The 15,952-nt window shown below is 69.5% G+C and carries 15 protein-coding genes and 1 tRNA gene; 7 read left to right on the forward strand and 9 right to left on the reverse strand.

Going from position 1 to position 15,952, the window contains the following annotated elements; genetic code table 11:
- Window positions 1-32: 32 nt before the first annotated feature.
- The 6 genes from QOL69_RS08040 to QOL69_RS08065 form a co-directional block, all read right to left on the reverse strand.
- Window positions 33-344, reverse strand: a complete 312-nt coding sequence (locus tag QOL69_RS08040) for a glutaredoxin family protein (RefSeq protein ID WP_048078437.1) — start codon at window positions 342-344, stop codon at window positions 33-35.
- Window positions 341-751: a DUF7126 family protein gene (locus QOL69_RS08045; RefSeq protein ID WP_283402763.1), complete on the reverse strand. Its 411-nt coding sequence runs from the start codon at window positions 749-751 to the stop codon at window positions 341-343. Before QOL69_RS08045 ends, QOL69_RS08040 begins: the two co-directional genes overlap by 4 nt.
- Window positions 751-1,668: a glutamine-hydrolyzing GMP synthase gene (guaA, locus tag QOL69_RS08050; RefSeq protein ID WP_283402764.1), complete on the reverse strand. Its 918-nt coding sequence runs from the start codon at window positions 1,666-1,668 to the stop codon at window positions 751-753. The genes QOL69_RS08045 and guaA overlap by 1 nt, the downstream gene beginning before the upstream one ends.
- Window positions 1,669-3,324 (reverse strand): CTP synthase, encoded by a 1,656-nt coding sequence (locus QOL69_RS08055; RefSeq protein ID WP_283402765.1) that lies wholly within the window; start codon window positions 3,322-3,324, stop codon window positions 1,669-1,671.
- Window positions 3,325-4,004: 680 nt separating this feature from the next.
- Window positions 4,005-4,088 (reverse strand) — tRNA-Leu (locus tag QOL69_RS08060).
- 30 nt (window positions 4,089-4,118) lie between these two features.
- A complete protein-coding gene (locus QOL69_RS08065; RefSeq protein ID WP_283402766.1) occupies window positions 4,119-5,171 on the reverse strand; it encodes a PAS domain-containing sensor histidine kinase in 1,053 nt (350 codons plus the stop codon).
- A 150-nt stretch (window positions 5,172-5,321) separates the two neighbouring features.
- Here QOL69_RS08065 and QOL69_RS08070 point away from each other — a divergent pair, with 150 nt between their 5' ends.
- The gene (locus QOL69_RS08070; protein ID WP_283402767.1) at window positions 5,322-5,861 is read left to right on the forward strand and encodes a DUF309 domain-containing protein; all 540 of its coding nucleotides are present in this window, start codon (window positions 5,322-5,324) and stop codon (window positions 5,859-5,861) included.
- 77 nt (window positions 5,862-5,938) lie between these two features.
- Complete coding sequence (locus QOL69_RS08075) at window positions 5,939-6,742, forward strand: M14 family metallopeptidase (RefSeq protein WP_283402768.1); 804 nt, start codon at window positions 5,939-5,941, stop codon at window positions 6,740-6,742.
- Between the two features lie 82 nt (window positions 6,743-6,824).
- Here QOL69_RS08075 and QOL69_RS08080 read toward each other — a convergent pair whose 3' ends face one another.
- Complete coding sequence (locus QOL69_RS08080; RefSeq protein WP_048078433.1) at window positions 6,825-7,205, reverse strand: cupin domain-containing protein; 381 nt, start codon at window positions 7,203-7,205, stop codon at window positions 6,825-6,827.
- Window positions 7,206-7,259: 54 nt separating this feature from the next.
- Here QOL69_RS08080 and QOL69_RS08085 point away from each other — a divergent pair, with 54 nt between their 5' ends.
- From QOL69_RS08085 to QOL69_RS08095, 3 genes are all read left to right on the forward strand, one after another.
- The gene (locus tag QOL69_RS08085; RefSeq protein ID WP_048078432.1) at window positions 7,260-8,459 is read left to right on the forward strand and encodes a CBS domain-containing protein; all 1,200 of its coding nucleotides are present in this window, start codon (window positions 7,260-7,262) and stop codon (window positions 8,457-8,459) included.
- 82 nt (window positions 8,460-8,541) lie between these two features.
- The gene (locus tag QOL69_RS08090; RefSeq protein WP_283402769.1) at window positions 8,542-10,590 is read left to right on the forward strand and encodes a DUF460 domain-containing protein; all 2,049 of its coding nucleotides are present in this window, start codon (window positions 8,542-8,544) and stop codon (window positions 10,588-10,590) included.
- Window positions 10,591-10,687: 97 nt separating this feature from the next.
- A complete protein-coding gene (locus tag QOL69_RS08095; RefSeq protein ID WP_283402770.1) occupies window positions 10,688-11,674 on the forward strand; it encodes a tyrosine--tRNA ligase in 987 nt (328 codons plus the stop codon).
- A gap of 6 nt (window positions 11,675-11,680) precedes the next feature.
- On the opposite strand, the gene QOL69_RS08100 is transcribed toward QOL69_RS08095, so the two are convergent.
- On the reverse strand, window positions 11,681-12,445 hold the full coding sequence (locus QOL69_RS08100) for an endonuclease NucS domain-containing protein (protein ID WP_283402771.1): 765 nt from the start codon (window positions 12,443-12,445) through the stop codon (window positions 11,681-11,683).
- 120 nt (window positions 12,446-12,565) lie between these two features.
- Between QOL69_RS08100 and QOL69_RS08105 the strand changes: the two genes are divergently transcribed.
- Window positions 12,566-13,024, forward strand: coding sequence for a pyridoxamine 5'-phosphate oxidase family protein (locus tag QOL69_RS08105; RefSeq protein WP_283402772.1), 459 nt, complete (start codon window positions 12,566-12,568; stop codon window positions 13,022-13,024).
- Window positions 13,025-13,061: 37 nt separating this feature from the next.
- On the opposite strand, the gene QOL69_RS08110 is transcribed toward QOL69_RS08105, so the two are convergent.
- A complete protein-coding gene (locus QOL69_RS08110) occupies window positions 13,062-15,404 on the reverse strand; it encodes a DEAD/DEAH box helicase (protein ID WP_283402773.1) in 2,343 nt (780 codons plus the stop codon).
- 147 nt (window positions 15,405-15,551) lie between these two features.
- Here QOL69_RS08110 and QOL69_RS08115 point away from each other — a divergent pair, with 147 nt between their 5' ends.
- The gene (locus QOL69_RS08115; protein WP_048077751.1) at window positions 15,552-15,914 is read left to right on the forward strand and encodes a TRAM domain-containing protein; all 363 of its coding nucleotides are present in this window, start codon (window positions 15,552-15,554) and stop codon (window positions 15,912-15,914) included.
- The last annotated feature ends 38 nt before the right edge of the window (window positions 15,915-15,952 follow it).

Consider the following 15,952-nt stretch of genomic DNA (forward strand, 5'->3'; position numbering starts at 1 on the left):
GGTCGTCGGGGTCAGTCGCGGTTTTTTCGAAGTCAGGTCGCCGCGAGCAGCTTCAAGCGCAGGTCGCGCTCGTCGACCTCGTATTTGAACGCCGGGTGGCCGTCGACCAGCACGTACGGGACGCGCTCGCCGTACTCCTCGGCCAGTTCGGGATCAGTGTCGACGTCGACCTCGTCGAGGTCGACCGCGACGCCGTCGAGGTCGGCGGCGACCGACTCGATCGTCTCGCGGGCGACGACACAGAGCGAACAGTCCTCGCGGGTGTAGAGGGTGACCGGAACGGTCGCGTCCGCGCCGTCGTCGGCGTCGCCCTCCCCGCCGTCGGTCGAGGTCGACTCGCTCACTGGTTCGATTCGTCGTCGCTCGGCTCGCCGTCGTCCGTCTCGTCCTCGCTCGGCTCGCCGTCTTCCGTCTCGTCGTCCGCCAGCAGTTCCTCGGCCACCGTCTCGGGACCCAGCAGGTCGGGGTCGACCGCGAGGTCGGCGACGGTCGCGACGAACTCCGGCAGCGACCGGCTCGCGTACGTCACGATCCGGACGTCGGGGTTCAGCTCCTTCGCGATCGGGATTCCGGTCGCCTCCTCGACGTCCGTGAGGACGAACAGGTCGGCGTCGGCGATCCCGGCGGCTTCGAGCTTTTCCGCCGTGACCAGCCCGTCGATGCGGGCGATCGCGACGCCCAGCGCCGCCAGCTCCTCGCCGAGACCGCGCTCGTCCGGGCCGGCGACGACGGCGATTATCTGGTCCGTCATCACTCGTACTCGATCGTCGCGGGCGGCTTGTGGGTCACGTCGTAGACGACGCGCGCGACATCCTCATTCTCGCCGGTGATCCGGCTCTGGATCCGCTGGAGCGTGCTCCAGTCCAGCTCCTGTGCGCGGGCGGTCATCCCGTCGCGGCTCTCGACGGAGCGGACGGCGACGACCCAGCCGTGGACGCGGTTGTCGCCCTTGACGCCCGTCGCCTTCCCGAGGACCGCGGCGAACGCCTGCCACGGGTCGTACTCCTCGAGTTCCTCCTCGACGACGTGCGTCGCCTCGCGGGCGACTTCGGCCTTCTCCGGCGTCACCTCGCCGACGATCCGGACGGCGAGCCCGGGACCGGGGAACGGCATCCGCTCGGAGATGACTTCTTCGAGGCCGAGCGCGCGAGCGACCTCGCGGACCTCGTCCTTGTAGAGGTCGCGCACCGGTTCGACGATCCCCTCGAAGTCGACGACGTCGGGGAGCCCGCCGACGTTGTGGTGCGATTTGATGTTCCCCTCGGACTCGATGCGGTCGGGGTAGATCGTCCCCTGAACGAGGTAGTCGGCACCGACGTTGCGGGCGACCGTCTCGAACTCGTCGATGAACCCCTCGCCGATGACGTGCCGCTTCTCCTCCGGGTCGGTGACGCCGTCGAGGCGGTCGAAGAACCGCTCTTGCGCCTCGATCACCCGGAGCGATTCCATGAAGGAGAACGTCTCGCGGATCTCCTCGGTCTCGCCCTTGCGCATTAGCCCCGTGTCGACGTAGACGGGGGTGAGCTGGTCGCCGACCGCCTCGTACGCGAGCGTCGCTGCGACCGAGGAGTCGACGCCGCCGGAGAGGGCGATCACGGCGTTCGCGTCGCCGATCGCCTCCCGGATCTCCGCTTTCGCCTCCGCGATGAATTCCTCCGTCTCGACCATCTATAGCCTCACGTCCGCGTTCCGCTCGGTTGTGTCCGTCGATTCCAGCGCCGCCTCGACGAGCGAGACGAACGGCGGGCTCGCACGATCCGGGCGCGACCGGAACTCGGGGTGCGCCTGCGTCCCGAAGAAGAACGGGTGGTCGGGGCGCTCTAAGATCTCCATCCGGTTGTCGGCGCGGCCGGAGAAGACGAGTCCGTCCGCCTCCAGCGCCTCGATGTACTCGGGGTTCACCTCGTAGCGGTGGCGGTGGCGCTCGGTACAGGAGTCGGCGTCGTACACCCGCGCCGCGAGCGTGTCGGCCCGAATGTCGGTCTCGTGAGCGCCGAGCCGCATCGTCCCGCCCATGTCCTCCGTCTCGTACTGGTCGGGGAGCAGGTCGATGACGGGGTGGGGCGTGTCGGGGTCGATCTCGGCGGAGTGAGCGCCGTCCAGTCCGAGGACGTTGCGCGCGTGTTCGACGACCGCCATCTGGAAGCCTAAGCAGAGCCCGAGGAAGGGCACGTCGTTCTCGCGGGCGTACCGGACCGCCTCGATCTTCCCGTCCGTCCCGCGGGAGCCGAACCCGCCGGGGACGACGACGGCGTCGGCGGACGCGAGCCGCTCCTCGTGGCGGTCCGTCGTCTCGTCGGCGTCGACCCACAGCACGTTGACCTCCGTCTCGGTGTGGATACCAGCGTGTTTCAGCGCCTCGTGAATGGACATGTACGCGTCTTCGAGGGCGTACTTACCCACGAGCGCCACGTCGATCTCTTTGTCGCGGTCGCGGGTGACCAGGTCCCGCCACTCGGTCGACCGCTCCGCCTTCGGGAGCGCCTCGTCGGCGAGTCCGAGCCGCTCCATCACGTACTCGTCTAACCCCTCGTCTTCGACCATCAGGGGGACGTGATAGATGTCCTCGACGTCCGGGTTCGAGAAGACGGCGTCGGTGGGCACGTCACAGAACAGGGCGATCTTCTCCTTCGTCTCCGGCTCTAACCGGTCCTCGGCGCGACCGACGAGGATGTCCGGCTGAAGCCCGATCGAACGCAGTTCCTTCACGGAGTGTTGGGTCGGTTTCGTCTTCTGTTCGCCGTTCTTCGAGTAGGGGACGAGCGTGACGTGGGTGAAGAGGATGTCCTCGTCGTCCTCCTCGTGGGCGAACTGGCGGAGCGCTTCGAGGAACGGCATCGACTCGATGTCGCCGACCGTCCCGCCGATCTCGACGAGACACACGTCGCTGCCCTCGGCCGCCTCGCGGATGCGACGCTTGATGTCGTCGGTGACGTGCGGGATAATCTGGACGGTCTTGCCGAGGTAGTCGCCGGCGCGCTCGCGCTCGATGACGTGCTGGTACGTCTTCCCCGTGGTGACGTTGTGGTCGAACGTCATGTCGGTGCCGAGGAAGCGCTCGTAGTTGCCCAGATCGAGGTCGACCTCGCCGCCGTCCTTTAAGACGTACACCTCGCCGTGTTCGTACGGGTTCATCGTCCCGGCGTCGACGTTGAGGTAGGGGTCCACCTTGACGGCGGTGACGTCGAAGCCCGCGTTGGCGAGAAGACGCCCGGTGCTGGCGGCGGTGATGCCCTTGCCCAGCCCGGACATCACACCGCCCGTGACGAACACGAACTTCCGACCCATCGAGGGGTCGTACCCCGTGTCGGGATCTGCTGGCATATCGACCGTCCGTCAGGCCGGGTCAAAACCGTTTCGGACCCCGCATTTCGGGTGGACGTTCGTGTTAATTCGGGACGCGTGGGGTTGTCGTAGAGGGGCGTGTACCATCGGCGTGACGATGACAGCGGTTCTATCGGGGATCGGTTTATAAGTCGGTGAGCGCGGATTCGGAGAAAACGCCGTCAAAATCCTAGTCGCTCGATTATACGGAGGAGTAGTTGTTTATAAATAGATTATCGACGCGGAGACCACCGAAGCCCCAGCCGGGAGGCTATATGACGCAGTAACTCTTTATAAGTCACAGATCGACACGGGCACCACCGAAGCCCCAGCCGGGAGGCGGACGCACGCTCGGAGCGGTCCTCACTCGGTCGCTATCGCTCCCTCGCTGCGGTCCTACCGTCGCCTGCGTCCGCCTCCCGGCTGCCCCTTCGATTCCCGCCCCGCACCGCACAGCACAGCCCCGCACCTCACACCTCCCCAGCCTCGTCAGCGGCTCCCGTTGGTCGCCGCTGACTCCCTCGCGCGGCGCTCCTCGCGCCCTTAAAAGGGCGCTCGGAGGCGCGCGCCACCGCGGATCTGATTATAAATAGCCGCCGCTGGTCACGTTCGAGTGAAGTTTTGCGAGGGAAGAACGCTCCGAGAGCGCCCTTCCGCATCACGGGGGTTGACCCCGGCGATGCGAGGGGAGGGATTTGAACCCACGGACCTCTACAGGAGCGGAGCTTGAATCCGCCGCCGTTTCCGGGCTTGGCTACCCTCGCACGCAGCCGGTCGTTCGATGTCGGTCTCCTTTATCTCGTCGGTTCCGCGCCGACCAGCGTCGCTCGGAACCCGCCGTCGGCGGATTCGCCGATCTCCAGGGTCCAGCCGTGCGCGGCCGCGACGCGCTCGACGATGGCGAGTCCGATCCCGGTGCCGCCCCCGCGGGAGACACCGAACTCTGTCAGTTCCTCGCGCTCGCGCTCGTCGTCCGGGAGCCCCGGTCCGTCGTCGGCGACGTACAGCCCGCGGTCGTCGACGCCGATTCGGACCGTCGATGCGTCGCTAGCGTGGTCGAAGGCGTTGCCGATCAGGTTCCCGACCGCGCGCCGGAGCAGCGTCGGGTCGCCCGTGACCGGCCCCGAGTCTTCGACGACGATCTCGGCGTCGGCCGGTCGATCCCCGAAGTCGCCGGACTCCAGGCAGTCGGCCGCGAGGTCGTCGAGATCGACGGCGGCGTCTTCGGTGTCGATCTCGGCCGGGTCGCGGGCCATCACGAGCGCCTCGCCGATCATCGACTCGATCCGGTCGAGCGCCTCCTCGGCGGCCGCCAGCCGCTCCGTGCTGCCCGTCTCGCGCGCGAGGTCGACGTAGCCGCGGGCGACCGACAGCGGGTTCCGCAGGTCGTGCGAGAGGAACCCGGCGAGGCGTTCGAGCCGCTCGTTGAGCCGCTCTAACTCCCGCTCGCGTTCGACCCGGTCCGTCACGTCGCGGATGACGCCGACCGCGCCGACGATCTCGCCGCCGCGCTCGATCGGCGTCAGCCGCGTCTCGGTGGTCACCTCGCTGCCGTCCCCGAGCGTCGTCGTGAGTTGGACCCGCTCGTCGTCGGTCTCTCCCGAGAGGACGCGGTCGATCGCCGCCCGGTAGCGGTCGCCCGTCTCCTCGCTCCAGTACCCCGCCTCGACGAGCCGCTCCGGGTGTACCCCGTGGAGGACCGCCTCGTCGAACCCGGTCACCTCGCGGAGGCGGTCGTTGACGAACACGCGGTTCCGGTCGGCGTCGAGGACGTACGCGCCGTCGCCGAGCGCGTTCACGATCGACTCGGCGTGGTCGATCGGCGTCGACTCCGGCGCGGACTTCATACGATGGAGACGGCCCGAGCGCTCAAGTGTTCGGGGGGTAGCGGCAGTCGACTCGGGCGGTTTCGCCCGACCGCACCCTCTGGCGGTGCGTCCGCGACCGCCGGGGCGGTCGCGAAACGGTTAGGTCGCTTCCGCGTGAACGCCGCGTACATGGACGATCACACCCGCGACCCGGGCGTCGCCCCGCCGCTCGGAGACCCGACCGGGTGGCACGCGGGCGACTCGTCGGCCGCAGCGTCGGACGACGCGCCCGACGCGCGGGTGGTCGGTGGCTACTGGGAGCACGCGACGCTTCGACGTGCGACCGAACACGGCGTCCGGCTGTTCAACGACGGGGCCTACCACGAGAGCCACGACTGTTTCGAAGACGAGTGGTACAACTACGGGCGCGGCACCGTCGAGAGCGCCTTCCTCCACGGGATGGTCCAGGTCGCCGCCGGCGCGCACAAGCGCGTCGACTTCGAGAGCGACGCCGGGATGCGCTCGCTGTTCGAGACCGCGCTCCAGTACCTCGACGGCGTCCCGGGCGACTTCTACGGCGTCGACGTCGACGACGTGCGGGAGACGCTCCGGGCCGCGCTCGACGACCCCGCCGCGATCGACGGGTGGCAGATCCGCCTCGACGACGCGCGCCCGCCGGCGTACCCCGCGGACTACGAGTACGCGGAGCGGGTCGACGAACGGGGGTGATGGGCCGGAGCTGCGGGCGCTCGGCGCACCCGTCCGCGATCCGAACGCCACTTACCCGCCGCGCGCCTGTAGGTCGTATGGAAGTTCACGATCTGGGCGACGGGGAGCCTGAGGTCGCCGTCGTCGGCGCGATCCACGGCGACGAGCCCTGCGGCGCTCGCGCCGTCGAGCGCCTGCTCGACGCCGACCTCGATCCCGAGCGCCCGGTGCGGCTGATCGTCGCCAACGAGGCGGCGCTGTCGGCCGACGAGCGCTACCTCGACGCCGACCTCAACCGGTCGTTCCCCGGAAACCCCGATGCGGAGGCCCACGAGGTGCGGCTCGCGGCCGACCTGCTCGACGCGTTAGAGGGTTGTACGACCCTCGCGATCCACTCGACGCAGTCGTACGCGGAGCCGTTCGCGGTCATCGACTCGATGGACGAGGTGACCCGCGCCGTCGCGCCGCACCTGCCGGTCGACGCCGTTATCCAGACCGACGCGTTCACCGAGGGCCGACTCATCGAACACCCGCACACGCTCGAAGTGGAGGCCGGCCTCCAGGGCTCTGAGACCGCCGCCGACAACGCCTACTGGCTCGCCCGCGCGTTCCTCGCCGCGACCGGGGCAATCTCCGCACCGGGTGCCGACGACGTGCTGGACGCCGGCGGTCGCGAGGACGTCTCGGTGTTCCGGCTCCGCGAGCGGATCCCCAAGCCCGCCGCCGACACCTACGAGGTGTTCGCGCACAACTTCGAGCGCGTCGAGTCCGGCGAGCGGTTCGCGGCCGCCGACGGCGAACCCCTGCTGGCCGACGAGCCGTTCTACCCCGTGTTGCTGTCGCCGAACGGCTACCGCGACCAGTTCGGCTACGTCGCCGACCGCGTCGGCACGCTGGAGTAGTCGACACGCCGGAGTAGCCGCCGCGGCGACGCGCCGGAGGCTCCGGCGGCGACGCGTCCGGTCGTCGACGGCGGAGGCCCCCTCACTCGACGAGTTCGATGGTATCGTCGCCGTTGGGGACGACACAGATGAACGCGCCCGCCTCGTCGCCCTCGTTCCGGTACCAGTGTTCGACGCCGGCGGGGATCAACAGGGCGTCACCGGGCGAGACCACCCGTTCCTCGTCGCCGATACCGACGACGTACTCGCCGGCGAGGACGTACTGCTCGTGTTCGACCGCGTTGGTGTGGCGCGGGACGGCAGCGCCCGGCGCGAGTTCGAACCGCCGCATGGCGAAGTTCGGGGCCCCGTCCGACTCGTCGAGGAGGACGGCCTTCGAGAGGCCGTCGGCGGCGTCGACGGGTTCGGACGCGACGTCGTCGCCGCGTTTCACGACCGGATCGGGTTCGACTGCGTCGCTCATGTCTCGGTCGACGGCTCCCGGGTATTTAACCGCTCACCGGACTAACGCCGACCCATGCGAGGAATCAAGATCGGGAGCGCCTTCGGCATCCCGATCAGGCTCAACTGGACGTTTCTGATAGTCTTACCGCTGTTCGCGTACCTCATCGGGCAACAGGTCGGGTCGATCGTCGACGTGATGAACGAGACCGCGGGGCTCGGGATCGACGCGGCCGTGCTCGCGTCGGGGCCCGCGCCGTGGCTGCTCGGCTTGGCGGCCGCGGTGGGGCTGTTCGTCGGGGTGTTGCTCCACGAGTTCGGGCACTCGCTGGTCGCGATGCGGTACGGCTACGAGATCGAGTCGATCACCCTGTGGCTGCTCGGCGGGCTGGCCAGCTTCACGGAGTTCCCCGAGGACTGGAAACACGAGTTCTGGATCGCGATCGCCGGCCCGCTCGTCAGCGTCGCGGTCGGGATCGCGTGTTACGGGGTCGTCTTCGCCCTGCCCGCCGGGGCGGGGGCCTCCGTCGGCGTGAACGCCGCCCTCTTCGTCTTCGGCTACCTCGCGCTGTTGAACGTCGTCCTCGCCGTCTTCAACATGCTCCCGGCGTTCCCGATGGACGGGGGGCGCGTCCTCCGGGCGCTCCTCGCGCGGAACCAGCCGCACGCGCAGGCGACCCAGCGGGCCGCCTCCGTGGGGAAGATCTTCGCGTTCCTGATGGGGATCATCGGACTGTTGACCTTCCAGCTGCTGCTCATCGTCCTCGCCTTCTTCGTCTACGTCGCCGCCTCCGGCGAGGCCCAGCAGACGACGCTGAGGGCCGCGTTCGAGGACGTCACCGTCGGCGACGTGATGACGCGCCGCGAAGACCTCCACACGGTGACCGAGGACACCTCCGTGGCCGACCTGATGAGCCGGATGTTCGAGGAGCGACACACCGGCTACCCCGTCCTCGACGGCGACGAACTCGTCGGGATGGTCACCCTCGAAGACGCGCGGTCGGTCCGCGAGGTCGAGCGCGACGCCTACCACGTCGACGACGTGATGGCGACCGACCTCGTCGCCGCCGCGCCCGAGGCCGACGCGCTGACCGCGCTTCAGACGATGCAAGAGAGCGGGGTGGGTCGGCTCCCCGTGGTCGACGCCGACGGCGACCTCGTCGGCCTCATCTCGCGGTCCGACCTGATGACCGCGTTCAACATCATCCAGACCGGCGGCACGCCGCGGGTCATCGGCGGCCGTCGGCGGGTCGACGACGAGCCGGGAATCCTGTAGCGCTCCGCTTCCCCCTGGACGCCCGAAAAGGGAGGTCCCGCCCGGCGTGGGGTATATACGCCGCAACGACCTACCTCGGTACGTGACAACCCGGACCATCCGCGCCCGCGACCGGCCGGTGTTCGGCGTCGACGTCCACAGCGGGGACGTCCGCGGCGACAGCCCCTCCTACGCGCTCGTGATCTTGGATCCCGTCGACGAGGACGACCCCGACGCCCCGGACGCCGACGTCCCGATGGCCCGGGTCACCCGCGACGTGGTCTCCTTTCGAAAGCTCTGCCGGCTGATCGACGACCGGGAGCCGCTCTACGTCGCCACCGACAACGCCTACGAGCTGGCGGCGGACAAAGGGGAGCTCGTCGGCTTCCTCCGGTCGCTGCCCGACGGTACGCGGCTCGTTCAGGTGACCGGCGCGGAGCGCCCGGAGCCGCTCTCGCGGGTCGCCTCCCGGCACGGGATCCCCTACGGGAAGGAGCCGATGAAGGAGGCGGAGGCGTCGGCCCGGCTCGCGGCCGCCAACGTCGGCCACGAGGTGACCGCGTTCACCGACGAGACGACGGTGAAGGTGTCTCGCGGGCGCTCCACCGGAAAGGGCGGGTGGAGTCAGGACCGCTACACCCGTCGGATTCACGGCAACGTGAAAAAGCGGACGCGGCAGGTCCAGTCGAAGCTGAAGGAGTCGAACCTCGACTTCGAGCGCGACGTGACCGAGAAGTACGGCGGCTACGCGAACGCGACGTTCACGGTCGAGGCGCGCCCCGAGGACATCCCCGTCTCGAACTCGCGGGCCGGGGACGTGCGCGTCGAGGTCGAGCGCGAGCGCCGCGACGGCATCGAGTACGAACCTCTCGTGAAGCGGCGCGACCGCGTCATCGTCGGGATCGATCCGGGAACGACGACCGCGGCGGCCGTGGTCGGGCTCGACGGCACCGTCCACGCGCTGTACTCCTCGCGGACCGCCGACACCGCCGACGTGACGGAGTGGATCGTCGAGCAGGGGCGGCCGATCATCGTCGCCGCCGACGTGGAGCCGATGCCGGAGACCGTCGAGAAGTTCCGGCGCTCGTTCGACGCCGCCGGCTGGCGGCCCACCACGGACCTCCCGATCGACGAGAAGCTCCACCGGACCCGCGAGGCGAACTACACGAACGACCACGAGCGCGACGCGCTGGCCGCGGCGCTGTACGCCTACGACGACCACGCCGACCAGTTTGAGCGGATCGCGGCGAAGACCCCGCCGCGGCTCGACCGCGAGGCGGTGATCGCCGGCGTCGTCGCCGGCGGCGCGTCGGTCGAGTCCGTCATCGAAGACCTGAGCGAGGACGACGGCGGCGACGACGGCGAGGGGGACGACGCCGAGACCGACCCCACGGAGCCGGAGCGCACCGAGGAAGAGGAGACGATCCGGCGGCTCCGCGAGCGCGTCGACCGGCTGGAGTCGCACGCCGAGTCGCTCGAAACCGACCTCGACGAGCGCGACGACCGGATCGCGGAGCTGGAGTCGGAGCTGGAGGAGGCGAAACGCGAAGAGCGGATCGAGGCGCGCACGCGGCGGGCGGTCTCGCGGCTGGAACGCGAGACGGACCGGTTGGAGCGCGAGCGCGACGAGGCGAAAGAGCGCGTCGCCGACCTCGAACGGAAGGTGGAGACGTTAAAAGAGCTGTGGCGGCTCGACCACTCGAACTTCGGCGACGTGGCGGCGGGGCAGGGGCTGGTGAGCGTGAAGGTCGTCGAGCAGTTCACGCTCGACGCGCTCGACGCCGCCGACGAGGCGTACGGGCTCGTCGCCGGCGACGTCGTCTACCTGCGGGACGCCTCGGGGGCGGGCCGCCGGACCGCGGAGCGGCTCGCCGAGTCGGAGCCGCGGGCCGTGATCCGCGGCGAGGGGAACCTCTCGGACGTGGCCGACGAGGTGCTGTTCGAGCGGGCGATACCGGTTGTGCCCGCCGACGCGGTGCCGGTCCGCGAGGTGGACGAGCTGGCGGTCGCGAGCGAGGAGGATCTGGCCGCCGCGGTCGACGACTGGGAGGAGCGCGCCGAACAGCGCCGGCGCGACCAGAAGGCCGAGCGGATCGATCGGATCATCTCCGAACACCGCGCGGGGCGGACGCTCCCCGAGACGGAGGAGTAGCCGCACCCCGCCGAATCGACGCCGTCGCGCTCGGTCCGCGTGAGCCATCACAACACGCTTCCAGAAGTCATATGTCCGGGAACGCACACTCGGGCGTATGGACGCTCACGAGCTGATCACCCGGAACGCGGCCGAGGTGGTCACCGAGGCGGAGATCGAGGCGCTGGCCGACGACCCCGAGGGAAAGCGGGCGTACGTCGGCTACGAGCCCTCGGGCGTGCTCCACATCGGTCACATGCTCACCGCGAACAAGCTCATCGACCTCCAGGAGGCGGGGTTCGAGGTGACGGTCCTCCTGGCCGACGTACACGCCTACCTCAACGACAAGGGCTCGTTCGAGGAGATCCGCCACACCGCCGAGCGGATGCGCGACCAGTTCATCGCGTACGGCCTCGACGAGTCGAACACGCAGTTCGTCCTCGGCTCCGACTTCCAGCTCGACGACGACTACACCCTCGATCTCCACGCGCTGGAGCTTGAGACGACGCTCGCGCGGGCCGAGCGCGCGATGGCCGAGATCAGCTCGGGCGACTCGGTGAAGGTGTCGCAGGCCGTCTACCCCCTGATGCAGGCGCTCGACATCCCGTACCTCGGCGTCGACATCGCTGTCGGCGGGATGGAGCAGCGGAAGGTCCACATGCTCGCGCGCGACGTGCTCCCGAGCATCGACCGCGAGCCGCCGACGAGCCTCCACACGCCGCTCATCGCCGACCTCGGCACCGGCCGCGGCAAGATGTCCTCCAGCGAGGGAGTCACCATCTCGATGGAGGACTCCCGCGAGGACATCGAGTCGAAGGTGAACGACGCCTACTGCCCGCCGACGGCCGACCCCGAGCCGACAGACGACGGAGTCGAGCGCGAGAACCCCGTGCTTCAGGTGTTCGAATATCACGTGTTCCCGCGATTCGATTCGGTCGTCGTCGAGCGCCCCGAGGAGTACGGCGGCGACCTCGAATACGACGACTACGAGGCCCTCGAAGCGGAGTTGGCGTCCGGCGAACTCCACCCGGCAGACGCGAAGGGCGCGCTCGCCGAGTACCTCGACCGCCTCATCGCGCCGGGCCGCCAGCAGCTCGCCGAGTAGCCCGAATCACTCGGCGTCCGGGCTTTTCACCGCCGCGTGACCGGCGAGTTCGCAGCTCCCGTCCAGACAGCTCCGACCGGCCGCCGTCTCGAAGACGGGAAGCCCGCAGTCGCACTCGTCGACGACGACGCCGGCCGGGAACGAGAGGGTGGTCTCGCAGTCGTCGCGTTCGCAGGCGAGGTAGACGCGGCCGGGCGCGTACCGGACGGCGAGGTCGCCGTCGCAGTCCGGGCAGGGCCACGCGCGGTCGAAGCGATCGCCGACGGCCTCCTCCAGCGGGTCGCACGCGGGGTCGAGACAGAGATGGAACGGTTCGCCGCGCTCGACGCGAACCTTCGGCAGGCCGCAGTCGTCGCAGGTGGCGTCCGTGACGCTCGCGCCGGCCGGGAGTCCCCAGCGCGTTTCGCAGTCGAGACAGACCACGTCGCCGCGCGAGCGCACGAGCGGCCCGCCGTCGTCGGGACACGTCCCGACCGGCACGCCGGCCTCGGTGACGGGGAGCGCCCGGCTCGCGGTCGCCTCCCGGGCGACGACCCGGAGTTCCCGGGAGCCGTCGCGGGCGGTGACGGTGAACCCGTCGCCGTCGCCCTCGACGACGACGCTCTCGGGCCGGGTGAGCCACGCGACGGGCTGGTAGCCGTCCGCGTCGTGGACGAGGGTGGTGTCGTCGGGCTTGATGAGAATTACGACGCGCCCGCGGTGGGTTCGGGTCCGGTCGCCGCGGTCGGTCACTTCGCAGTCGCCGGCCAGCACGCGGAGTCGTTGCGGCATATCACGGTGTGGACCCGTGTTCCGGTTTAACGAGTGGGTGGAGAGCGCGACGACGACCGGCCCTCTCCGCGAAACCGCTCACATACCGATATGTAGTTGGCCGACCAACAGGTACGCGGTATGAAACACATCGAGTACGCGTACACGGTCGGGATGGACGACGAGGCGGTCGACGAGCGATTACGGACCGCCGGTACGGGCGTTCTCGCGCTGGCGGACGGTAACGACGCGTACGCGGTTCCGCTGGCACACTACTACGACGGGAACGAGCTCTACTTCCGGCTGGGGACGACCGAGGGGAGTACGAAACGAGACCTCTTGGAGACGACCGAGACGGCGTGTTACGTCTTGTACGGTACTGACCCCGTCGACGGTCCGAGAGCGTTCGACTCGTGGAGTATCGTCGTCACCGGGCACCTCACCGAACTCTCCGGGGCCGAGCGCGACCGGTTCGATACGGCCGAGGTCAACGATCGGTTCTCTCCGATCCGCGTGTTCGGCGAGGCCATCGAGGATATCGAGGTGACCGTCGTCAAACTCGACGTGGAGGGGATCACCGGGCGGACCACGGGGAACTGAATCGGTTTCGCGGCATACCCGGCCGAGGATCGGCGAACTACGTCACCCGAACCGTTCTGGTCGCCCGGACGGGAACGAGCGGGAGGTCGGGGAAGACGACCTCGACGACGAACTCCAGCTCGTCGGCGTCGGGCGGCCCGAACACCCCGACCGGGACCGTCGTCTCGCCGTCGAGGTAGGTCGTCGTCGCGGTCATCTCCACGTCGTTGACGGTGACGCGGATTCCCGCGCGAGCGCTCCCGGAGACCGCGGCGACGGCGACCTCACACATCTCGTTTTCGCCGACTGCGATGGAGTCCGGGAAGTCGCCCCAGTCGATGTCGATCCGGGGACAGTCCCGGGCGGCGTCGACGATCCGCTCGGCGACGGAGTCGCTCAGGCCGGCTCCGGCGAGCGCCTCCGGGCCGGCGGCGACGACGTCGGCTGGAGAGGTGAGGCCGGCGTCCGCGAGGCGCTCGGCGCGGCCGGAGCCGACCCCCTCGACCGCGGTGAGCGCGACGGCCTCGCGGGAGACGCCGTGTTCGACGCGCGCCTCCACGCGGCGGGCGAGGTTGGCGGCGCGGGGGCCGGCGAACCGGTCGAGGAACTCCGCGAGCGCGGCGAGTAGGCGGAGCGCGTTCTGTCGGATCACCCACGCGTCCGAGCGCAGGTCCGAGGGGATCGCGTCGTTCATCCCGGCGAGCAGGATGGCGAACACCTTGCGGTGGCCGTCTTCGAGATCGGTGTCGCGGCCGTCGAGGATCCGGTCGATCGCGTCCGACTCGGCCGAGCGCGCGGAGACGGAGTCGAACTCGCCGGCCGACGCGACGGTCTCTAACACCGAGTCGACCGTCAGCGTCTCACGGTCCGCGAGCCGCCGGAAGCGGCGGGCGGTGTCCAAGCGGAGGTAGTACTTCGAGGCGAGCCGCCCCAGCCCCGTCGGCTCGATGGCGAGGTCGTCGTCGGCCGCGACGAACCCGTCGTCGACGAGCGATTCGAGCGTGTCGCGGACGCGGTCGCGAAGCGTGGAGAAGTCGTACGCGTCCGGCTCGGACTGCGCTCGGACGTAGTAGAACGTCGTCTCTAACCACGCCATCACGTCCTCTAACCCGCGGATCGTCCCCATCGCGATCTCGGCGTTGAGGTGCGATTCGAGGTCGGCGGCGAGCCGCGACTCGATCTCCTTGCCGTCGCGCAGCAGCTTGCGGTACTTGTCGGCGTCGGCGCGGTCGCAGACCACCCAGCCGTACCCCACGTCGTCGTACTCCGGGCGGCCGGCGCGCCCGAGCATCTGGAGCACGTCCAACGGCGAGATGTCGGTCTCGCCCTCCAGCGGGTCGTGGTACTTCGTGTCGCGGATGACGACGCAGCGGGCGGGGAGGTTCACCCCCCACGCGAGCGTCGACGTCGAGAAGAGGAACTTGATCTTCCCCCGCTTGAACCACTCCTCGACGCGGTCGCGGTCGTCCTTCCCGAGGCCGGCGTGGTGGAAGCCGACGCCGTCGGTCACCGACTGGCGGAGCGTGTCGTTCGTGAGTTCCTTCGCCTCGTTGTGGAAGTCGTAGTCGTCCCGCGAGTCGATCGGGATGTCGCGCTCGGTGATCTCGTCGCGCGCCTTCTTGGCCGCCTGAACCGTGTCCTGTCGCGAGGAGACGAACACGAGCGCCTGCCCGTCCTCGCGGACGTGCGGCTCTGCCAAGTCCAGCGCGCGGTAGAGCCGGCGGTACTTGTCGGCGAACGCGTTCGACCCGTGCGAGTACGTCTTTACGCCCGTCTCCAGATCGACCGGGCGGTACTCGTCGCCGAACGCGTAGGTCGTCTCCGCGGGCGCGTCGAGCCACTCGGCGACGTCGTCGATGTTCGGCATCGTCGCGGAGAGCGCGACGATGCGGGGGTCCTGAAGCCGGCGGAGCCGCGAGACGGTGACCTCCAGCACCGCGCCGCGCTTCTCGGAGTCGAGCAGGTGGACCTCGTCGATGACGACGCAGTCCACGTCGGTGATAAAGGAGTAGCGCGCGGAGTCGTGTTTCCGCGTCGCGCTGTCGGCCTTCTCCGGGGTCGTCACCAGCACGTCCGCGCGCTCGGCGCGGCGCGGGTTCAGGTCGCGCTCGCCGGAGACGACGTACACGGAGTAGCCCATGTCCTCGAACCGCTCCCACTCGCTCTCCTTCTCGTTGGTGAGCGCGCGCAGCGGCGCGACAAAGAGGGCCGTTCCGCCCTCCGAGAGGGTCTTACAGATGGCGAGTTCGGCGAGCGCCGTCTTCCCGGAGGCCGTCGGGGCCGACGCGACGACGTTGCGGTCGGTCTCCAAGACGCCCGGCAGCGCCTCGCGTTGCATCCGGTTGAACTCCTCGAACCCGAAGGCGTCGGCGAACTCCGGCACCGCGTCCGCGACCTTCACGGCACACCACACCCGTGCGCGAGTCGTCGGGAACCGCGGCTGTGTCGCATCGGATCGAGAGGGGGGCTTCGAGGGCAAAGGCGTTTCTCATGCGAGCCGTCGCCGCAGACCCACACCGTTTAGGTGACCGCGGTCGACCGCACGGGTATGATCCCCTCGTCGCCGGTCGCCATCGGTGTCGTCGTCGCGGTCGCGCTGCTCGCGCTGTTCGTGCTCGTCCGCCGCCTCCGCGGGCCGTCCGCCGAGGCGCGCGAATCGAAGCGCGCTCACGAGGCCGCCCAAGAGCGCGACGCGCCCGTCGAGATCGGCGAGACGTACGAGTTCGGCGTGACGGAGCTGACCGACCACCACTCCGGCTCGGAGGTCGCCGTCGGGAAGGTCCAAGGGTTCGTCGTGTTCACCGAGGACATTCCCGGCGGACTCGAACCCGGCGACGTGATCCGAGCGAAGGTGCTCTCGTTCAACGAGGGGCGCACCTCCGCGGACGCGACGTTCGTCGGCCGGGCGTAGTCGAAGCCCCCCGGCCGCCCCGCCCGTCGGCCGCGCTC

The sequence above is a fragment of the Halorubrum sp. DM2 genome (assembly GCF_901686465.1).
GTDB lineage: Archaea > Halobacteriota > Halobacteria > Halobacteriales > Haloferacaceae > Halorubrum.